The following is a 19929-nucleotide window of genomic DNA, read 5'->3' as shown; positions in this document are numbered from 1 at the left end:
ATGTGAATATAAACTTACTGGTTTTTAGAAATCACTAACTTTCTAAAATAATACTTGTATTTGGAACTCCATATTGGGAGATGCGTTCTAATAAGATTACTAATTCTTTGTTGCTTTTAAAATAAGCTAAAATACACAAACTGTCTTCCCCTGTAATGCGATCGCAACGCTGCACTTCGTCTAAGTATTTAATTTGATTGTATGCTGTTCTTAACGTACTCGATTGATGGATTTTTAAATTGATATAAGCCTTAACATTGACTCCTAGTTTTTCATGATTAAGGCGAAGTGAATAGCCTAAAATAAATCCTTTATCTTCCAATTGTTTGACACGTTTCCCAACAGCAGGAGCAGATAAATCTACCGATTTCCCGATGGTTGCAAATGACTCTCGTGCGTTTGCACTAAGCATTTTTATGATTTTTTCGTCAATAGTGTCCATTTCTAGTTTCGAAATCAATTTATTGGTTATTCGATTGATTCGAAACTAAATATAGTAAAATTAATTTGATTATTAATCAAAAATCAAGATTTGATGAAGGGGTTTATAGTATGTTTTTCAAAAATAGCATTTATTACTAGCTTTATGTATTCAAAATAATAACGACACTTTTGGCATAATTAAAAGGGATACTCTAATGTTAGTTTGACGTGTTTTCTATTTGATGTCTAAAAATACGCCAGCTCTAAATGATGGATTTGCGGCAATAATTTTTCCACTTAAAAGTGAACTATAATTTAATGAGACTCCTAATTTTTTAGTTATATAATAAGAGGCTTCCCCTCCAATACCTACATATTCAATATTATTGGCGAATATACTGCCCTGAGAATTCTGTGCATTTAGACTTCCGTTATGCAGGGATTGAATTGTGTTTAACCTTCCAATTAACCAAAATTTATTTTTAATTAGTTGTGTTCCAAACTCTATTCCTGTTGTAATTTGATCTGAAAAATCATTCGTTCTATTGTTAAAACCTAAATACGCTTTACCATAAAACGATTGGTTATAAACGCTGAATGATTTACCTAAGTTAAGTTGTAATAGTTGATTAAATTCTCCATCACCTGTTTGAAAACTACCGTCAGAGCCTCCTTCACTTTTACCTGTTGGAAGTCCTAATGTAAATGTAGCAGATAAGGCCCAAGAATTCTTATTTAAAATACCATAGCTGACTCCTAAATCAATGTCACCAATAGAATTAACGGCTTCTCCTTCTGTAAGAACATCTCCTGTTGTACCAGACACAACATCATTTTGAGTGGTTCTTGCGAAAAACGGAACATACGCAATTAAATCCCATTTTTTAGTCAGTCCGTATTGACCATAAAAGTTGAAATTGAAATCTGTTCGCGTTGCGTTAGGATCTTTATCTCCTGTATCTGTATAGTGTTCGTCTGACTCTAAATACCAAGCAGAGACTTTGTAATAACCTTTGCCTTTATCTTTTGTCCATTGCGAAAAAGAAAATTGAAAACAGAAGAGAATGATTGCTAGTGTAGCGACTAATTTTTTTATGGTCATTGTAATGGTCTAAAGATGATGAATTAATCTACTATTTCGCCTGTTCCTACTTTTACGCCAAAAGGTTGACACCAATAAAGTAAATAGGCATAATCGTTAATATTAGTTTCAGGGATAGTATATGTATGTGCGCCATTGAAGACACTTACGGGGCCTAGGCTATAAGCACCGGAAATTGAATTCGGATTATTGGTTAGGTATAAATAAAGTCCAGGTAAGCTTGTTGTTGCTTGGTAATCGCTATTTACGGAGAGTAGTAAACTATTTGAGTTTTCTTGTTCTTTTAGCGTGAATGTGCCTGTGAGTAAATAACTGCTAGTGGTAATTATGGTTCCAGATTTTACAACAGGTTCTATGATGACAACCGTCCCGTCTTCAGTAATAGTGACTGGAAAGTTTTCTTCTAAAAAAATGTCATCATCTTGAATGCTCGCCGAAATGGTTGAGACTCCTTCAGATATTGCGGTCAGTAATCCTGTAGAATTAATAGTAGCAATGGTTTCATCAGAACTACTCCATATTACTGTAGTTTCTTCTTCAATGCCAATATTATTAAAATACGCCGTGTTAAATTGATAGGTTTCGGAAGCAGGTAATGAACTTATTGGATTGAGAATTCTCAACTGGGGTTCTATAAAATCAGTAATAACATCTTCTCCTATACAACTTGTTTGTAAAATGAATATTGAAACAAACCAAAACGCGTACTTTTTAATCATAGATAATAGATTTATAGAGTAGTTGTCTTTAAAATTCTATAAGCCTTACAGGTAATGTTTAAAAAAACACCCTTATATATAATATGAGGGTGTTTTTTTGCGAGTATAGATTATAGGTTTTGAGAAGATTTTAATCTACTTCTATATGATTTTTTTGTTCAGTTAAATGCACAAATTTCCCGTTTTTATATTCAAATTCTCCTTTGTAAGCATATATTGAATCAATTTGACAGCAATAAGAAAAATCTGTGGCATAACCATATGACAGTTTTTTTGAGCTGTTGTTAAAAGTTAGATATTGCGCTGTTTCAATAAAATGTTCTTGAGACAAGGAAAGTTTCCCGCTTGGATTATAAATACTGTCGTTTTGAATCTCGTTGTATTTAGGGTAATTATAATCAAATCGGTGATAATTTATTTTATTACCTTCAAATGATATTAGAGTCGCCGATGTTGTTGTTTCGGAATAAACAGCTGCTGGTCTGCCATAGCTTTTTTCCTTTATTAGATATTTTCCATCAGGCATTAGATAAATATTTTCAATATCTGTAAAATTTAAGTTATTAAAGATATGTCCATTTGCTAATACAATTTCTGAAACCCAATAAGGATTACAGTATGCACCACAAGATTCTCCACGTCCAACAACTATTTTAAACAGTTTATCTGGCGAGGTATAAACTCTACCTACAGTGATACCTTTATCTCCGTCAGAATAATCGGATAATAATTTTTTGATTTTTAAATTTGAAAAGTCAGCATTTATGGTATCTAATGTTGAAAAGGCTGATTTTCTCCAAAAACGAAGTAAATCTAAAGAGTCTTTATAAGACGTTCTAAAGTTTGAATGAATTTCGTTGATAGGATAATCCGCAAATTCATTATCTCTACTGTTTAAAGAATCTTCATTAGAGTGAATTTCAAAAACGGATGATTCTTTAATTTTTGATTGATTCTGGTCTTTGCAACTAAAAAACAAAGCCAAGATTATAAATGCTATCTGTATTTTCCAATTGTATTTCATAGGTTACCTAACTTTCTAATATAATATTAGTACTAGGAACGCCGTATTGAGAAATGCGTTCTATAAATGTAATCAAGGTTTTATTATCTTTAAAATAGCCTAAAATACTCAAGCTATCTTCTCCTGTAATACAATCACAAATTTTTTTGTTATCCATTTATAATTTTAACCACATCCTTAGCAAAATAACTCGCAATAATATCGGCACCTGCACGCTTAATAGCAGTCACTTGTTCCATCATGACAGCATCATGGTCTAACCATCCTTTTTCTGCTGCAGCTTTTAACATGGAATACTCTCCAGAAACTTGGTATACAGCAATAGGCACATCGACTTTGTTTTTAATATCGCGTACAATATCTAAATAGCATAGCCCTGGTTTTACCATAACTATATCTGCGCCTTCTTCAATATCTATTAAGGTTTCTCTGACAGCTTCTATTCTATTACCATAATCCATTTGGTACGTTTTTTTGTCCTTTGGCACGTCAACTAAATCAACTGGAGCAGAATCGAGAGCATCGCGAAAAGGACCATAAAACGATGAGGCATATTTTGCTGTATAAGCCATAATACCTGTGTTTTTAAAACCCTCTTGTTCTAGTAATTGACGAATTTGTAAAGTTCTTCCATCATTCATATCGCTAGGTGCAATAAAGTCGGCTCCAGCTTTTGCATGGCTTAATGCCATTTTTGCTAATACTTCTGAAGATTCATCATTTAAAATAATACCATTTTCAACAATTCCATCGTGACCATAACAAGAAAATGGATCTAAAGCTACATCTGTCATAACTAACATCCCTGGACATGCGTCTTTAACTGCTTTTATGGAACGTTGCATTAATCCATTTGGATTTAAAGCTTCTGTACCTTTATTATCTTTTAATTTGTCGTCAACTTTAACAAAAAGTAAAACGGATTTTAAACCTAAAGACCATAGTTCTTTTACTTCTTTTTGAAGTGTGTCTATACTTAACCTATAGTAATTTGGCATAGAAGGAATTTCATCCTTAACACCTTTCCCCTCAACCACGAAAAGTGGTACTAAAAAATCGTTTGGTGAAATAATAGTTTCACGAACCAAAGAGCGTATAGCTTCGTTTGTTCTTAAACGTCTGTTTCTTTTTATAGGATACATAATAATGGACTAAAATAAGATTAATATTGATTACTTTTAATGCCTACAAAGTTACTCATTATAACCCATTTTATATTGCTAGAAAGCCTAAGACTTTTACAATTTATTTTTCCTTGGAGAAGTTATCAGGCTGAACTTTTAAAGCATTTTAATAGTCATATTGAAGACCATCATTTTCATGTTATTGCGCCTCCAGGTTCAGGGAAAACCATCTTAGGATTAGAAATCGTTAGAAAATTAGGAAAGAAAACATTAGTTCTTGCGCCAACGTTGACCATAAGAAATCAGTGGGAAGACCGATTACAATCCTTTTTTACTGAAAATTGTGATTTTAAACCCTATTCATTCGATATTAAATCCCCAAGCGATATCACGTTTTCTACCTATCAATCGCTTCATGCATTTTATAAAACTTTTGAAGATAAAAATGACTATTACCAATTCTTCAAAAGCCATAATATTGAAACTTTAGTTTTAGACGAAGCCCATCATTTAAAAAATGCGTGGTGGAATTGCTTAATGGATTTAAAACGGAATTCTCAGTTTTACATAGTGTCATTAACCGCAACACCACCTTACGATAGCAGTAGAGCAGAGGTGTCTAAATATTTTACCCTTTGTGGCGAAGTCGATGATGAAATTGCAGTGCCAGATTTGGTGCGCGAAAAAGATTTGAGTCCACATCAAGATTTTGTCTATTTCTCAAAACCTGAAGATTTAGAGATAAATTTTATCGTCGATTATAGACGGAATATTGCCGATTTTAAAGACGAATTATTAAAAGACCAAACCTTCATTAACTTTCTAATTGAACATCGTTTTTATAAAAACCCGAATTGGCATTTGGATGAACTCTATTCAAATACCGAATATTTTTCTGCGATTCTCATCTTTTTGTATGCCTGTGGCTTTGAAATAGATCATCAAAAACTAGAAGTTTTAGGGTTTGATAAACAAGAAATGATTCAGTTTCCTGAACTCGATTTGCATTGGCTTGGTATTTTGTTTCAGAACATCTTAGTTTCAGACAGAGAACAATTAATTGAGCAAGAAAAGTACGTTTCAACTTTAGAAAAACGACTAAGACGACTTCATGTTTTTGAACGGAATACAGTCGATTTTATTGGCGAACAGCGACTATATAAGTCACTCTCAAACAGTCCTAGTAAATTAAAAAGTATTGTCAGTATTGTTAATGCCGAACGTAAAAGTCTAAAAGCCGATTTAAGATGTGTGATTCTAACAGATTATATCCGAAAGGAATTTTTAAATATTAAAGTTGAAGAAATAGAAGACATCGATAAAATTGGTGTGCTTCCTATTTTTCAATATATAAGACATTTTTGTGATAAGCCTGAAGAATTAGCGGTGCTTTCTGGTAGCATTGTTATCCTTCATCAATCTATTTTAAGTGCTTTTGAAACGATTGAATCTTTAGATGGTTTTTCGTTTTCGCCATTACAAATTGATGCATCATTTTTATTGGTAACACCAAAAGGAATATCTAAAAATTCGATTGTAAGTGTCATTACGCAACTTTTTGAAGCAGGAAACATTAAAGTGCTCATTGGTACAAAATCCTTGCTTGGCGAAGGTTGGGATGCGCCATCTATAAACAGTTTAATTCTGGCCTCTTTTATCGGTTCGTTTGTGTCGTCCAATCAAATGCGTGGCAGAGCAATCCGGAAAGATGTAAAGGCGCCTAACAAAACCGGAAACATTTGGCATTTGGCTTGTGTAGATCCAACCGCTTTAGATGGTGGAAAAGAGGTTGATACTTTAAAGCGACGCTTTGAAGCGTTTGTAGGTGTTACTAATAGTACAATTCCATTTATTTCGAATGGTTTTGAGCGGTTAAATATTCCAGATGAAATTCCAACAGAATCCATAGAAACGTTAAATGCTTCTACGATAAAACGAGCGACAAAACGTATTTTAATTACTGAAAAATGGAATAATGCCATCGGAAAAGGAACTAAACTAACCAAAGAGGTCAAAATTTTACATTCAGGAAAACGACCTTTTAAAGCTCAAAAACAAGTCTATTATTTTGATGCGCTTCGCTTTTTTGTGGTGGAATTGTTTTTTACCATGATGCTATTTTATGTTGAGTTTGTTGCCCAAAGTTTTCACCTCATCTTACAACGTGGTGTTTTTTATTTTATATATGCGCTTTTAGCAGCCTTTGTTGGTGTATTTGGCTATAAACTGTTGAAAGCTTTAAAACTATTTATACGTCATGGTTATCTCTATAAAAAGATTGGAAAAATGGGATTAGCCATTCTCGATACTTTGGATGAATTGGGTTATATCACCTCAGGTAGAGCTAATATTAGTGTGAATTCTTATGTATTAGGTAAAGGTGATGTGGTTTGTAATTTGGTTGGTGCTAATGCGCTAGAAAATTCTTTATTCGCCAAAGCCTTGAGTGAGCTTTTAGAACCTATAGAATCACCAAGATATTTAATTATAAAAACGAATCTTTTCAGAAAACGTTTAGATGTAGAAAATTTTTATCCTATCCCAGAATTATTTGGTGATAAAAAGGAAAATGCGATAGTGTTTCAAAAACACTGGAAATCATATTTAGGGAAAAGCAAACTTTTATTTACACGAAGCGTTGAAGGAAGAAAGCTGCTATTAAAGGCACGATTGTTTCATGTGTATAATGCGTTTAAGGAAGTAACCAAAGAGGTTATGGTTTGGAAGTGATTAATTATACCTGCAAGGTTTCCAAAACCTTGTAGGTCTATAAGTCCTTGTTTAGTTTTTAATTACTTAAGCCAAAATAAAACCATTGCTCATTCTCTTTTACAAAAGCTGATTTTTCATGGATGACATCTACGTTTCCATTTTCAAAAAAGTAAGCATTAAAGGTTACCGTGCCTTCTGTATCGTTCTCAGTTCCTTTTGTGGTTTCTAGAACCTCGAGTCGTATCCACTGAACAGATTTTGCCCATTTTACAATCGCTTTTTTCTCTTTTGTTGGTCGTGTAGAGCTGTGATGTGTTGCCATTAAATAATCGCCATCCGCTAAAACAAAAGCACTATAGCGCGAGCGCATGAGCTGTTCTGCGGTTTCTGTTTTTCCGTTGTTGCGATGGAATATTTCGCAGCATTCTTGGTAGGTTTTGGTATTTCCGCAATGGCAATTCATTGTTGCTATTTTTTAGAGACCTGCTAGGTTTGAAAAACCTGCTAGGTCAAACAGTAAACCTGACAGGTCTATTCCATTTAAATTAAATCCAATCTACTGGATTTTGTAAAACGTTTATTAGTTTTTCTTCCTCACTTCCAGCTTCTGGTTGGTGGTCGTATACCCATTGTACATGTGGTGGTAAACTCATTAGAATACTTTCTATGCGTCCATTAGTTTTTAGTCCAAACAAAGTGCCTTTATCATGCACTAAATTGAATTCCACATAACGTCCTCTTCTAATTTCTTGCCAATCGCGCTGAGGTTTCGTGTATTCTAATGTTTTTCGTTTTTCAACAATTGGTACATAAGCTTCCAGGAAACTATCTCCAACTTCAGTTACAAAATCGTACCAATTTTGCATACTCATCTCGTCTGTGGCTTTGCAATAATCAAAGAATAAACCGCCAATACCACGACCTTCATTTCTGTGAGCGTTGTAAAAGTAGTCATCACAACGCGACTTATATTTTGGATAAAACTCTGGGTTGTGTTTGTCGCAAGCCGTTTTGCAGGTTTGATGGAAGTGTTTGGCGTCGTCTTCAAATAAGTAGTATGGCGTTAAATCTTGTCCACCACCAAACCATTGGTCAACGATGTTACCTTCTTTATCATACATTTCAAAGTATCTCCAGTTAGCATGAACTGTTGGCACCATTGGATTTGTAGGATGCAATACCAAGCTTAATCCACAAGCAAAGAAATCAGCGTCTTCTACACCAAAATATTTTTGCATGCTGTCTGGTAACTTACCGTGAACACCAGAAATATTTACACCGCCTTTTTCAAAGACAGCACCATTTTCTATAACGCGTGTTCTTCCACCACCACCTTCTGGTCGGTCCCAATTATCTTCTTGGAATTTGGCTTTGCCGTCGACTTCTTCAAGTTTAGAAGTGATAGTGTCTTGTAATTGGTGAATGTATTTGAAGAATTTGTCTTTCATGTTATTGTTTTCTTTAAAACTCACAGAGTCTTTGAGACCTTTCAGGTTGTTAGTTTCCAGACCTGCAAGGTTTTGAAAACCTTGTAGGTCTTCATTTTTGTATCCTTTATGGACAAATTTAAAATTATTTAAATAATCAAATAATTGTAAACTATAGGTTTTGTCAATCTTAAGTTGTGGAGGTGATTTTTCCTTTAAATAATAATGATAAGATGAAAACTTATAATTTTCCCAGTCATTAAAAGGATTTCGATGAATGTAACAAATAACTGTTTTAAAATATTCTTCTGATCTTATTTTCTTTCGCTTGAAGTGTTTTTCAAAAAGACTTCCTGTTCTATTGTTTTGCTTATTAAAAGCTTTAGAATAAGCGTTAAAAAGATTAGAAAAAGCTTGAGTTATTTCCTTTGTACTGCAATTAACGCAAATTAGAAGATGGTAATGATTATCCAAAAGACAATAAGCAGAAATACTAGCTTTTTTATCTAGATACTTTCCTGTTAACTCAAGAAAATAACGTTTGTTCTCATCTGAATTGTAGATGTTACAACCATTAATACCACGATTGTATATATGGTAATAGTGATCTTTTTCTAGTGTTTCTAACTTCATATTAAGTTTTTGTTTCTATACCTACAAGGTTTTTGAAACCTTGCAGGATTATAAGCTTTTGTCTTTTTTATAAATACCTGTCAGGTTTTTGAAACCTTACAGGAATCAGAAACTAGTTCATACAATTCCATATCCAAAGGCGCTTCGCCAATCGGTGTAAACTCATTAGCCAAAGTTTTAACCCATTTAAAATCATTGTTTAAAGCCACTTTTACGCTCGGTAAATTGTCTTTATGTGCAATAATTTGAAGTGTTTCTAGACCTAAATGACTAAATGCATGTTGTGATAGCTTATCAATAGCTTTAGAAGTCAGTCCTTGTCCTTCAAAAGGATAACCAATACAATAAGCGAATTCACCTTGTTTTATGGTCCAATCGAGTTCTTTGATGTAAATAAGTCCTGCGAGTTCTCTTGTTTCGGAATGTTTTAAAGTGAATAAAAACGTTTCTTTTTCTTCAAACTGCTTTACCATCTTTTCAACAAATAGTTGAGATAAGGTTGGGTTTAAATTCTGTTCTAAAGTTTTTGGGAAGTAGCGTTTTAGTCGATCTTCATTGGGGACACACAAATCACAAATTTTCCAGGCGTCTCCTTCGTGTATCGGATTGATTTCAAATGTATCGAATTTTGCAACCATTATACTGTGAGGCTATTTTGGTTGAGAGCTTTTTCCTTTTCTAAGAGCTTTACAGTATTCACAGAAGACGCTGTAACACTCAGTGGTAAAACAAGAATAACCCCGACAACCGGAATCAATAAAAAGAGCATAAAAACAATACCGTTTCCTATAGCAACACCTCTATATTTTCTTACAAATTGAATACTCTCACGATACTTAAAATGACGTTCTAAAGTATAATCCATATTACCGAAACCAGCATAATAGGATTGGACTAAAAATAATAAGACAGACGAAGCGATATTACCAATTAATGGGATAAAATTTAAAAGCAAAATAGGAATTGTAACTAACAGTTCTTTGGCTAAATTCCGGATATTAATTCTTATGCCTCTCCACAGCTGGTCTTTAAACGATGTGTTTCTGTGATTGTGTTGTTCTACTCCTGTTAAATGCGCTTCAATTTTTTCTGAAACCGGACTCATAAATGGCGCAGATAATGCCATTATAATGTGTTTGTACAAAATTAAGCCTATGGCAATTACGATGATGCCTCCAATAAATGTTGAGATGGCAGTAAAGGTTTCTTTTCCCCAATCCCAAGGCCAAATACTGGCAATAAAACGACCGATATTATCTGATAATCCATAAGCGGATAATCCAATCATTACCGCGGTTACAACACTAATAAGTATAGGAATGGCGAAGTATTTCCAAAGTTTTAATTTTGAAATTAAAGCGAAGGAGCCTGCATAAGCTTGGATCCCTTTTAATATGTTATTGATCATATTATTGTTTTTAGTTGACGACACTTAAAAGACGTTAAAAGGTGTTCTAAGTTACAATAATATAGAATTAAACTTAGTCTGCTTTGTATTCCTTAACGGCGTCAATAAATGCTTTGGCGTTTTCTAAAGGGATGTTTGGTAAAATTCCATGTCCTAAATTAACGATGTATTTATCTTTCCCAAACTCATTAATCATTTGAGTCACCATCTTCTTGATTTCAGCAGGTGGCGAAAATAAACGTGTTGGGTCAAAATTACCTTGTAAAGTGATATTTCCTCCTGTAAGGTAACGTGCATTTTTTGCAGAACAGGTCCAATCGATACCTAAAGCAGAAGCTCCTGATTTTGCCATTGAATCTAAAGCAAACCAACACCCTTTTCCGAAGGCGATAACTGGTGCTTCATCTTTTAAAGCATCAATAATTTGTTGCATATATTGCCAAGAAAATTCTTGATAATCTACAGGAGACAACATGCCTCCCCAAGAATCGAAAACTTGTACGGCATTACAACCGGCTTTTACTTTTTCTTTAAGATATGCAATGGTTGTATCTGTAATTTTTTGTAATAATTGGTGTGCAGCAATCGGATTGGTAAAACAGAACTCTTTAGCTTTATCAAAGTTTTTAGAACCTTGACCTTGCACACAATAGCAAAGAATAGTCCAAGGTGAACCAGCAAAACCAATTAATGGAATCTCATCATTCAGTTTTTCTTTGGTCGCTTTTATAGCTTCGTAAACATAGTTTAGAGCTTCTTTTACATCAGGAACAATTACATTATCGACATCTTTTTGAGAACGAATAGGATTTGGTAAATAAGGACCGAAATTAGGCTTCATTTGTACCTCAATATTCATCGCTTGAGGAATCACTAAAATATCTGAAAACAAAATAGCAGCATCCATTCCATAACGACGAATCGGTTGTACTGTAATTTCACTTGCTAATTCTGGTGTTTGACAACGTGTAAAGAAATCATATTTCGCTTTGATTTCCATAAACTCGGGTAAATAACGTCCTGCTTGACGCATCATCCAAACTGGTGGACGTTCTACTATTTCACCTTTTAATGCTCTTAAAAATAAATCGTTCTTTATCATAATTGGCTTTTAGCTTTTAGCTGTTGGCTGTTGGCCACTTACTCTAGCTATTTTTGATTGTATTTATTAATCCATTTATCATTCTACCTTCAGTTTCAATTAGCTCAAAAATGTCTGCTAAATCTTCAGGATTGATAAATTTTAATTCTTGTATAATAATTAATTGGGTATGAACTTCAAAGAGTGAACCCATAGCAATTTCTAGAAAGCGTTTGAATTCTACTTCACTATTTCTTGCGCAACCTTCAGCAATATTTGAAGGAATAGAAACTGCAGCTCTAGTAATCTGAGATTTTAAACCAAATTTTTCAGATGAAGGTAGTTGTTCTACTAAAACATAAATTTGTTTTACCAGTTCAATCCCTTGCTCCCAAATCTTTAGGTTTTTATAATTTCTCATTTTTTTAGCTTTCAGATATTAGCCATTTTGCGCTTAGCTTTTCATAACAGTGAGGGCTAACAGCTAAAGGCCAAAAGCCAACAGCTCTATTCATAGAACGCGTTGACCAACTCAACAACACTCTCAACCAAAGGAACTTTAGCAACTCTCACCTCTTTAAAGTACTTTTTAGCTTCAGTAGCCGTTGTATCACCTATACAAAAAGCAATACCTTTGGCTTCATTTTGTTGTAAAAAACTTTGCACTGTAGATGGACTATAAAACATTACACCATCTAAATCGCCTTCTACTTTCTTAGCATCAAGCTTAGTTTCGTATGCTTCAACTTCGTTGACTTTGATGTTGTTTTCAGATAAAATATCGGGTATGGTATCTAATCTTAAATTACTACAGAAATAAGTCACTTCTGTACCATCCATAAATTCAACTATGTGGTCGGCTAAATCTTTAGCGTATTGCTCGTAATGCTTAACTTTTCCAATACGTTTTTCTACCATGCGTTTGGTTTTTCGACCAACACAATAAATATTTTTGAATTGCAATTCTACTGCCGAAAAATTTGTAAGTAGCGATTCTACTGTATTCTGACTTGTAATAATAACGTTCTCAATTTCGTTACGAACAACACTCTTACTAAGCCTATTAGGATTAATTTTAATATCATCGTTACTTTCAGCGACAACATCATCATGAAGCATTGCTTTCTGATCGTTAGTTAATTGTTTTGTAGAATAAATATTAGTGATTTTGTCACCTTGGCCTAACTGATCTATTAAGACTTTACCACCTTTTCCAATGATATAATCAGCACAGAATTCTGCTACGTTATGATGATTTCCAAGTGGAACCACTTTAACCACTTCTATTTTTTTAGAACCATCTGTACTTAAAAGAATCCCTTTAAAATTGAGTTCTTCTTCTTTGTTAATATAAGCAATAGCGCCAATAGGTGCTGTACAACCACCTTCTAAACGATTTAAAAATTCGCGCTCAATAGACGTACAAATTTCGGTTTCTTCGTGATTTATTTCTTTAAGAATTTCTCTTGTTTCCTCTGCAGATTCTAAAGCCGTAATCATAATGGCTCCTTGTGCTGGCGCAGGAACCATCCAGTGTAGGTTAATTGAGTTTTCGGGTGTGATATTTAAGCGTCCTAAACCAGCGCCTGCAAAAATAGCAGCATCCCAATCTTCATTTTTTTCTAATTTTTCTAATCTTGAATTTACGTTTCCACGCAAACCAACAATGGTATGTGTTGGATAACGGTTTAACCATTGTGCACGTCGTCTTAAACTTCCTGTCGCTATAATGGCGTCTTTAGCTGATAAAAACTCTTCATTGTCTTTAAAAACTAAGGTGTCATTAATATTTCCACGTTTTAAAACTGCCGCTTGTATAATGCCTTTAGGTAAAACGGTTGGTACATCCTTTAAAGAATGAACCGCAATATCAATAATGCCCTTAAGCATGGCGATATCTAAAGTTTTAGTGAAAACTCCGGTAATACCGAGTTCGTGCAACGGTTTATCGAGAACTAAATCTCCTGTTGATTTTATCGGAACAAGGACGGTTTTGTGACCTAAATGTTCAAGTTGAGATTGAACGGTTTTTGCTTGCCACATAGCGAGCTGGCTGTCGCGTGTGCCAATGCGAATTATTTTAGACATTATCGGTAGTTTCTAACTGAAATATTTTTTTGATGAGCTCTATGCTTTCATCTGAAGTATTGCCATCTTCTCTTAAGTGATGCGCAAATTGATTTGTTATTTTCTGAATCAAATTATTGGTAATCAACTCCGCCTGAACCTCGTTAAAGTCAGACATCTTTTTGCGTTGTGTATTGAATTCAGAATTTTTAAAATCTGTTAATTTATGTTTTATAGCCTGAATGGTAGGTACGAATTTTAACGTATTTAACCATGCATTAAATTCAGCTGAAATTTCTATAATAATCGCTTCAGCATGTGGAATGTATGCTTTTCGCTTTTCTAAAGTATCATCTGTGATTTTTGCTAAATCATCTAAATGCACTAAAGTGATATTAGAATGTTCTCTAATGTCTTCATTAACGTTCTTTGGAATCGATAAGTCTAAAACCAATAATGGCTTATCGGTTGAAATTAAAGATTTGTAAACCGTTGGATTTTGAGCTCCTGTTGCTACAATGACAATATCAGAAGCGTTAATTTCGTCTTCTAAATTCTCGTAATCTTTTACAACAAGGTTAAACTTACCGGCAACTTCTTCCGCTTTATCCTTAGTTCTGTTAATTAATGTGATATGAGAATTCTTAGTGTGTTTTACTAAGTTTTCACAAGTATTTCTTCCGATTTTTCCTGTTCCGAAGAGTAGAATATTCTTTTTAGAAATCTGCTCAACGGTATTCATAATGTACTGAACAGAAGCAAAAGAAACCGATGTGGCACCAGAAGATAACTGCGTTTCGTTTTTAATACGTTTGCTTGCTTGAATCACAGAATTCACTAAACGTTCCGTAAATGAATTTAATAAACCTACTTTTTTCGAGATTCGTGCACCAGCTTTAAGCTGAAATATAATTTCGAAATCTCCAAGAATCTGACTATCTAAACCAGAACCTACACGGAACATATGGTTGATAGCATCTTTGTTTTTATGAACATAAGCAACCTCTTGAAATTCCTCAACGGTACCTTTTGTGTTATCACATAATAATTGAATCAGTTGAAAAGGATGCTCGGCAAAACCGTAAAGTTCAGTTCGGTTACAAGTAGAAACTACTAAAAGACTTTCGATGCCGTTTTGCTTAGCTTGCGACAATACATTGTGTTTAGCCGTGTCACTTAAACTAAAATGACCGCGCACTTCTGCATCTGCTTTTTGATAGCTGAGACCTATGGCGTAAAAATATTTGCTTCTATTTGGCATGTGTTGCTTTGCTCTTTTACCTGACTTTGGAAAGTAACAGCGCAAATGTAATTTTGATATTCAAATAAAAACAACGCTAGAAGAACTTAAAGTATCGTTTCTGGTTTTTTAGGATTGTTTTTCACTAAAACATGATAAATATCATACTTTTGTAGTAAAATCAAGGGCTTTTTAGGCTTTTGTTTAGAATGAATCTAAATAATAACGAAATGGATTTAGAAAAAACTAACTCAGAAAGTATCGCTATAAGTACTTTTGAGGAAACGCGTATTGAAGATGGCTTTTTTGTGTTAACCCATAAAAATGAAAATGACAGCCTCGAAATTCTTGAGCGTGAGATTGATAGTAGCTACATTCAGTTTCATTTTTGCACTAAAGGAAAAGCTGCTTTTAAGTTTAATCAGGGCAATTATACCTTGAATATTGATGAAGAAACGTCCTTATTGCTTTATAATCCAGAGCGTGATTTGCCGATTCATTTAGAAATTCAGCCACATTCTTGGTTGGTGTCTTTAGTGATTTCTATTAAGAAATTTCATGGTTTGTTTTCAGAGGATGCTAATTATGTTACGTTTTTAACGGACGATAATAGAGATAAAAAATATTATAAGGATGGAAAAATTTCGCCATCCATGGCTGTGGTTTTGAATCAGCTCATCAGTTTTAACCTGAATAATTCTATTAAACCCTTATACTTTAAAGGTAAAGCTTATGAATTATTGAGTCTGTTTTTTAACCGAAGTGAAGATGCCGATATTGAACAATGTCCGTTTTTAGTGGATGAGGTCAATGTGGCCAAATTAAAAAAAGCAAAAGACATTATTATCGCCAATATGGCAGAACCGCCAACGTTGCAAGAATTAGCTGACGAAATAGGTTTAAGCCTCAAAAAATTAAAAGAAGGTTTTAAACAGATTTATGGCGATTCGGTTTTTAGTTTTCTATTCGATTATAAAATGGAAGTCGCTCGTAAACTTTTAGAATCTGGTGATTATAATGTAAACGAAGTTGGACTAAAAGTTGGTTACAGCACAGGAAGCCATTTTATAGCCGCTTTTAAAAAGAAATTTGGGACGACGCCTAAGAAGTATATAATGGGTTCTAGTTAATTAACTTGCTAGATTATTCGTATTGGTCTTAGATGAAGTGTAATGTTTAATTAAATAACTAATGCTACCAAGAAAAGGTACAAACAGAATTATAAGTGACCAAACTAAAAAATTAAATCTAATCTCGTTTTTTGATGCCAAAACTAAGCTTGTAATAATTAATGAAGCAAATATTAATAAAAGGACGATAATTTGAAATGGGGAAATCATTAGATTAAAATTTAAATTGTTATAGTCGAAAATACGAAAAAGAGTTTAATAATCATAATACCCATCACCACCAGTAGGCGTAACCCGTTGTCTATCTTTATAAATCGCTAGGTTAAGAATTTCGGTATATTGCTCTTCGAGTTCTTTCGTTTTATCAACCATAGTACCATAACTTTCAGATACAGAATAGTAATCTACGACCAATTGCTTTGGGTCTTTTGGCTTAATAAATGAAATGTAATGTAAGGCTTCTACCTTGCCAGAATACTCATCATCCTTATCTATTTTGAAGAAATACATTACGGCATTTTTACCTTTGTCGGTCACAAAATCGCGCTTAAAAAGAAAGGCAATAGAATCTTTTTCTTTTTCATAATTAGCGTCCGATAAAAGTTTCGATTTGGCAAATTGTTGTTGATTAATACCAATAGATTTTAGTTTACCTAATAATTTAGAAGCATCTAATTCTTCTAAAAGTAAATATTGGTTTTCTTCATCATTAATAAGCTTTTCTGTAAGTTGAGCCGGAATTGTTTCTTTGGCCTTCGTTAATAATACATAATATTTTACCAAGGCATTTATATCATCTACATTAAGTAATTTTGAAAAGAAATCTTTAGCTGTACGTTCATTTCTATAAGGAAAAATGAGTCGAACATAGGTTGCCAAATTATGAGAATACGAATTGTAACCGTAATTATTATAGCTTCCTAAATTCCGCTTTATTTCCATTTTAGCGTCATTTATCAACTGATTTTTATATTTTTTATAGGTCTTTTGTTTTACTAATCCGCTGTCTTTTACCTTAGCTAGTAAAGTGTAAAGTGGTTGTTTGTACTCTTGTATGGTGCTGTACTCTAGTATTTTTGGAAACAATGAGGCTTTCAACTCTAAAGAGTCTTTGCCTTTGTAATTATAAAACATACTACCAACACTTCCTAAGGGTAAATCGCGCTCCATTAATTCTAAAGCAATGTTATAAGATTCTTTGGTGTTAGAATCTAATAAGCCTTCTAAAATAGAGGTTTGAGTTTGTGGATCAGAATAACTATCGTGATAGAGTTGCTTTATAAAAGGCAGATTGTTTTTTAAGTCAATTTCAATGAGTTGTTCTACGAGGTACGATTTTATCTCTAAGCGTTCTTTATCGAATTCAAAATCCTTCAGAATAGAAGCAATGTCTTTACTGTTGTGTTTCTTGAATTTAATAAGACCGTAAGATTCTAAAACAATACTGTCTTTTGCTCGTAAGGCTTCAAAAAATTGTTTGGTTTTATCGGTCAACACATTTTTCCCTAAAAGGGTGTCTTTTGGTGTAAATGACTCGTAAAATTCTGTTACAAATTTTGAAGGACCGCTTATGGAATCTACCAATGTTTTTAATTCGAAAAGGACTCCTTCTTTCAAAATATTTTTGACGAGCACTTGTTTTGAGCTTGCAGAATCTGTGTAGCTAAAACTGTTAGTGTAAATATTATCATCGGTTTTAGACGACTTGCGATTGGCGATATGAAATGCTTTTTCGGCTTTATAATAACGTGCTCTGTAATTTACTTTCTCTTCTAAATCTTTCCAAAGACTATCTACATTATGAAACATTTGTAAATCGTGAAACTTAGTCCTAGATATTGAGATTTGCTCGTTGGCATAAGTAGAATAAACCGCTTCGCTTATGGTCTGCTCATAATCTTTAGCTTTTTTACCTCCGTTATAATTATAGTTGTATGGATTAGGTAAAGGTGCTTTTCCGTTTGTGTTAACCGAAAAGTGTAAGGATGTGTCTATCACTTTTTCAAACCCTTTGTAATCTGTTTTATTGAATTTAAACGACTTAAAAAATGCCGTTTTATCGGCTTCATTTGTGCCAACATAACCCAACAGATAGTAACTACCATCTTTTACAATGGTTTTTAGATATAATCTTTTGTTGGTGTCAGCATCTAAAATGGCGTTAGATTCATACGTTTTGTAATCGCCTGCTTTAAAACCACCTTCAGCTTCAACTAATTTGTAATTTTTATATAAGGCATGGTGAAAATACTTAGCCTCAAAACTGTCTTCTTCAATATAAGTTAAGTCGTTTAAAACGGCTTCTTCAACAAAATAATAAGCACCATTTTTATGACCTTCCACTAGCTTCTTTCCATAGTTATCCATGTTGCTAGAAATATAATATTCAGGAAAATCTATTTGAAACTTACGCTTAGGAGAGGTGAACAGTTGTGTGTCGTCTGAAGGAGTTCTCAATACTATTGAATTGAAAATCTTATCTTCATGTTTGAGTACAAAATCACTGCGACCAGCAAATTTTATAATTATAATTTCTAAAGGGGTTTCATAGATGTGATACTTCTGAAACTCACCTTTTTTGGTTTTGTTAACGATACTTATGCCGGGATAAGGCGTGGTTAATTCGTCCTTCTTAATAATATCTCCAGGAATGTCTTCGTACAATAAATGGTCAATGTCTTTAAGGCTAATATTTTCTTTTTCGTTTGGTAAATATGTAAAACGACTAATTCTGTTAATGGTTAAATAGGCACCATTGGTCATGTCTGGATCTAAATAATATTTCTGTCCACCATAAGAAAACTCTCTAAGCTCATCGTAGGTATTGATGCTTAAAAATCCATCCGGACTACTATGCATTTTTAGTTCTGGTGTTACAAAAAGGCTATCGAGTTTTGTTTTTTCTGTTTTACTATAATCTGTCTGGTCCGACGTTAGTGCTTTTACGATATAACCGCGTTGACGTAACATGTTAATCATACCGTGTTCTCCTGGTAAATGTGCGGCACCAACTCCTGCAAATACAGATTTGGTAGGCATAAGTTTTTCTAAAGAAATTACCATATTCTCGTTTCGAATATAGAGCATGTTTTCGCGGAAGAATTCAGTGTTGACACCAGCTCCAATAGAATCGAGTAAATCTAAGTTTCTATCGCGGTATAAGTTTTCTTGAATTAAATACGCATTCTCTTTAGCATACAATTTTTGCAACCAAGGGTCTAATTCTTTTTATTGGCATTATAAGCCGCTTTTGTGGTTAAGTATCTAGATTCTTCTAAATCCTCTAAGGCATATATTTTTTTATTGTTTTCTTTCCCGCCTGAAAAATAAACATGTCCAAATACGTTTCTTCTTCAAAATTATCTGAAGAGCTACTTTTTCTGTACAAATAGGCATTAACCGCATTATTGTCCATACGAACCGACCCTCTAATTGCCATTTCTTCCGGATGCGTTAACTTAAAAAGATTGGTGTAAAAATTATCATTATAATTAGTGTACGCAGCCATTTGTCCAAGCATCATTTCATAATTAAAACCTGGCCAAGTGGTTGGGTCAGATTCTAGTGCAATACAATCACTTTGATCTAAAGCTTTATAAAATACATCGTCTAACCTAAACGCTACCTTTTTACTAACGTGCATGGTACCATATAGATAGGATGGTTTCTTTAGTCCGTTTCCTGTAATTTTCCAAAGTAAACTCTGATATTGTTGTTGTGAAAAGGCAACTATTGTAAATAAAAAGAGAAGTAGTGATAGGGTTTTTTTCATGTGTTTATGTTTATTGACATTCTAATTGTCACATGCAATTCGCTATTAATTATTTTTTTAAATAATA

Annotated in this window: 18 protein-coding genes; 2 read left to right on the top strand and 16 right to left on the bottom strand. The window is 33.5% G+C overall.

All coding sequences use genetic code 11. From position 1 onward, the window contains the following. Positions 1-34 precede the first annotated feature (34 nt). The 6 genes from ADIWIN_RS13170 to hemB all read right to left on the bottom strand — a co-directional run bounded on the left by ADIWIN_RS13170 (position 35) and on the right by hemB (position 4410). The gene (locus ADIWIN_RS13170; protein ID WP_051155467.1) at positions 35-460 is read right to left on the bottom strand and encodes an Lrp/AsnC family transcriptional regulator; all 426 of its coding nucleotides are present in this window, start codon (positions 458-460) and stop codon (positions 35-37) included. A 198-nt stretch (positions 461-658) separates the two neighbouring features. After that, positions 659-1525 carry a hypothetical protein gene (locus ADIWIN_RS13165; protein ID WP_020895133.1) on the bottom strand — a complete coding sequence of 289 codons (867 nt, stop codon included), beginning with the start codon at positions 1523-1525 and terminating at the stop codon, positions 659-661. A 23-nt stretch (positions 1526-1548) separates the two neighbouring features. Continuing rightward, positions 1549-2244 (bottom strand): Ig-like domain-containing protein, encoded by a 696-nt coding sequence (locus ADIWIN_RS13160; protein ID WP_020895132.1) that lies wholly within the window; start codon positions 2242-2244, stop codon positions 1549-1551. 130 nt (positions 2245-2374) lie between these two features. Continuing rightward, positions 2375-3268 carry a hypothetical protein gene (locus ADIWIN_RS13155; RefSeq protein WP_020895131.1) on the bottom strand — a complete coding sequence of 298 codons (894 nt, stop codon included), beginning with the start codon at positions 3266-3268 and terminating at the stop codon, positions 2375-2377. A 7-nt stretch (positions 3269-3275) separates the two neighbouring features. Next, positions 3276-3425, bottom strand: coding sequence for a hypothetical protein (locus ADIWIN_RS20575; protein ID WP_020895130.1), 150 nt, complete (start codon positions 3423-3425; stop codon positions 3276-3278). Further along, positions 3418-4410, bottom strand: a complete 993-nt coding sequence (hemB, locus tag ADIWIN_RS13150; protein ID WP_020895129.1) for a porphobilinogen synthase — start codon at positions 4408-4410, stop codon at positions 3418-3420. The genes ADIWIN_RS20575 and hemB overlap by 8 nt, the downstream gene beginning before the upstream one ends. Before the next feature lie 75 nt (positions 4411-4485). On the opposite strand from hemB, the gene ADIWIN_RS13145 reads away from it, so the two are divergent. Further along, a complete protein-coding gene (locus ADIWIN_RS13145) occupies positions 4486-7122 on the top strand; it encodes a DEAD/DEAH box helicase family protein (RefSeq protein WP_020895128.1) in 2637 nt (878 codons plus the stop codon). 58 nt (positions 7123-7180) lie between these two features. Here the strand turns inward: ADIWIN_RS13145 and ADIWIN_RS13140 are convergent, their stop codons facing one another. The 8 genes from ADIWIN_RS13140 to hemA form a co-directional block, all read right to left on the bottom strand. Then, positions 7181-7567, bottom strand: a complete 387-nt coding sequence (locus ADIWIN_RS13140) for a YchJ family protein (RefSeq protein ID WP_020895127.1) — start codon at positions 7565-7567, stop codon at positions 7181-7183. A gap of 82 nt (positions 7568-7649) precedes the next feature. Further along, entirely contained in the window at positions 7650-8552 is a 903-nt protein-coding gene (gene hemF / locus ADIWIN_RS21445; protein ID WP_040757341.1) for an oxygen-dependent coproporphyrinogen oxidase, read from the bottom strand. 692 nt (positions 8553-9244) lie between these two features. Then, positions 9245-9802, bottom strand: a complete 558-nt coding sequence (locus ADIWIN_RS13130) for a GNAT family N-acetyltransferase (RefSeq protein ID WP_020895125.1) — start codon at positions 9800-9802, stop codon at positions 9245-9247. Then, positions 9802-10572, bottom strand: a complete 771-nt coding sequence (locus ADIWIN_RS13125; protein WP_020895124.1) for an EI24 domain-containing protein — start codon at positions 10570-10572, stop codon at positions 9802-9804. The genes ADIWIN_RS13130 and ADIWIN_RS13125 overlap by 1 nt, the downstream gene beginning before the upstream one ends. A gap of 73 nt (positions 10573-10645) precedes the next feature. After that, on the bottom strand, positions 10646-11674 hold the full coding sequence (hemE, locus tag ADIWIN_RS13120; RefSeq protein WP_020895123.1) for a uroporphyrinogen decarboxylase: 1029 nt from the start codon (positions 11672-11674) through the stop codon (positions 10646-10648). A gap of 43 nt (positions 11675-11717) precedes the next feature. Then, entirely contained in the window at positions 11718-12074 is a 357-nt protein-coding gene (locus tag ADIWIN_RS13115) for a four helix bundle protein (RefSeq protein WP_020895122.1), read from the bottom strand. Between the two features lie 86 nt (positions 12075-12160). Next, a complete protein-coding gene (gene hemC / locus ADIWIN_RS13110) occupies positions 12161-13741 on the bottom strand; it encodes a hydroxymethylbilane synthase (RefSeq protein ID WP_020895120.1) in 1581 nt (526 codons plus the stop codon). Further along, the gene (hemA, locus tag ADIWIN_RS13105) at positions 13734-14981 is read right to left on the bottom strand and encodes a glutamyl-tRNA reductase (protein ID WP_020895119.1); all 1248 of its coding nucleotides are present in this window, start codon (positions 14979-14981) and stop codon (positions 13734-13736) included. Before hemA ends, hemC begins: the two co-directional genes overlap by 8 nt. Positions 14982-15190: 209 nt before the next feature. On the opposite strand from hemA, the gene ADIWIN_RS13100 reads away from it, so the two are divergent. Next, complete coding sequence (locus ADIWIN_RS13100) at positions 15191-16090, top strand: AraC family transcriptional regulator (RefSeq protein WP_040757339.1); 900 nt, start codon at positions 15191-15193, stop codon at positions 16088-16090. Positions 16091-16345: 255 nt separating this feature from the next. Here ADIWIN_RS13100 and ADIWIN_RS13095 read toward each other — a convergent pair whose 3' ends face one another. Together ADIWIN_RS13095 and ADIWIN_RS21440 are read right to left on the bottom strand one after the other, a co-directional pair. Continuing rightward, complete coding sequence (locus ADIWIN_RS13095; protein WP_051155466.1) at positions 16346-19291, bottom strand: TraB/GumN family protein; 2946 nt, start codon at positions 19289-19291, stop codon at positions 16346-16348. 82 nt (positions 19292-19373) lie between these two features. Beyond that, entirely contained in the window at positions 19374-19862 is a 489-nt protein-coding gene (locus tag ADIWIN_RS21440; RefSeq protein ID WP_020895116.1) for a TraB/GumN family protein, read from the bottom strand. Between the last annotated feature and the right edge of the window lie 67 nt (positions 19863-19929).

The sequence above is a fragment of the Winogradskyella psychrotolerans RS-3 genome (genome assembly GCF_000427335.1).
GTDB lineage: Bacteria > Bacteroidota > Bacteroidia > Flavobacteriales > Flavobacteriaceae > Winogradskyella > Winogradskyella psychrotolerans.
The sequence above is the reverse complement of the archived record's forward strand: the minus strand, read 5'-3'. Positions and strand labels throughout refer to the sequence as shown.

Bases quoted from the DNA above. Each gene is read 5' to 3' on its own strand.
- ADIWIN_RS13165 (WP_020895133.1), bottom strand. From the start codon at position 1,525: ATGACCATAAAAAAATTAGTCGCTACACTAGCAATCATTCTCTTCTGT.
- ADIWIN_RS13160 (WP_020895132.1), bottom strand. From the start codon at position 2,244: ATGATTAAAAAGTACGCGTTTTGGTTTGTTTCAATATTCATTTTACAA.
- ADIWIN_RS13155 (WP_020895131.1), bottom strand. From the start codon at position 3,268: ATGAAATACAATTGGAAAATACAGATAGCATTTATAATCTTGGCTTTG.
- ADIWIN_RS20575 (WP_020895130.1), bottom strand. From the start codon at position 3,425: ATGGATAACAAAAAAATTTGTGATTGTATTACAGGAGAAGATAGCTTG.
- hemB (WP_020895129.1), bottom strand. From the start codon at position 4,410: ATGTATCCTATAAAAAGAAACAGACGTTTAAGAACAAACGAAGCTATA.
- ADIWIN_RS13140 (WP_020895127.1), bottom strand. From the start codon at position 7,567: ATGAATTGCCATTGCGGAAATACCAAAACCTACCAAGAATGCTGCGAA.
- hemF (WP_040757341.1), bottom strand. From the start codon at position 8,552: ATGAAAGACAAATTCTTCAAATACATTCACCAATTACAAGACACTATC.
- ADIWIN_RS13130 (WP_020895125.1), bottom strand. From the start codon at position 9,802: ATGGTTGCAAAATTCGATACATTTGAAATCAATCCGATACACGAAGGA.
- ADIWIN_RS13125 (WP_020895124.1), bottom strand. From the start codon at position 10,572: ATGATCAATAACATATTAAAAGGGATCCAAGCTTATGCAGGCTCCTTC.
- hemE (WP_020895123.1), bottom strand. From the start codon at position 11,674: ATGATAAAGAACGATTTATTTTTAAGAGCATTAAAAGGTGAAATAGTA.
- ADIWIN_RS13115 (WP_020895122.1), bottom strand. From the start codon at position 12,074: ATGAGAAATTATAAAAACCTAAAGATTTGGGAGCAAGGGATTGAACTG.
- hemC (WP_020895120.1), bottom strand. From the start codon at position 13,741: ATGTCTAAAATAATTCGCATTGGCACACGCGACAGCCAGCTCGCTATG.
- hemA (WP_020895119.1), bottom strand. From the start codon at position 14,981: ATGCCAAATAGAAGCAAATATTTTTACGCCATAGGTCTCAGCTATCAA.
- ADIWIN_RS13100 (WP_040757339.1), top strand. From the start codon at position 15,191: ATGGATTTAGAAAAAACTAACTCAGAAAGTATCGCTATAAGTACTTTT.
- ADIWIN_RS21440 (WP_020895116.1), bottom strand. From the start codon at position 19,862: ATGAAAAAAACCCTATCACTACTTCTCTTTTTATTTACAATAGTTGCC.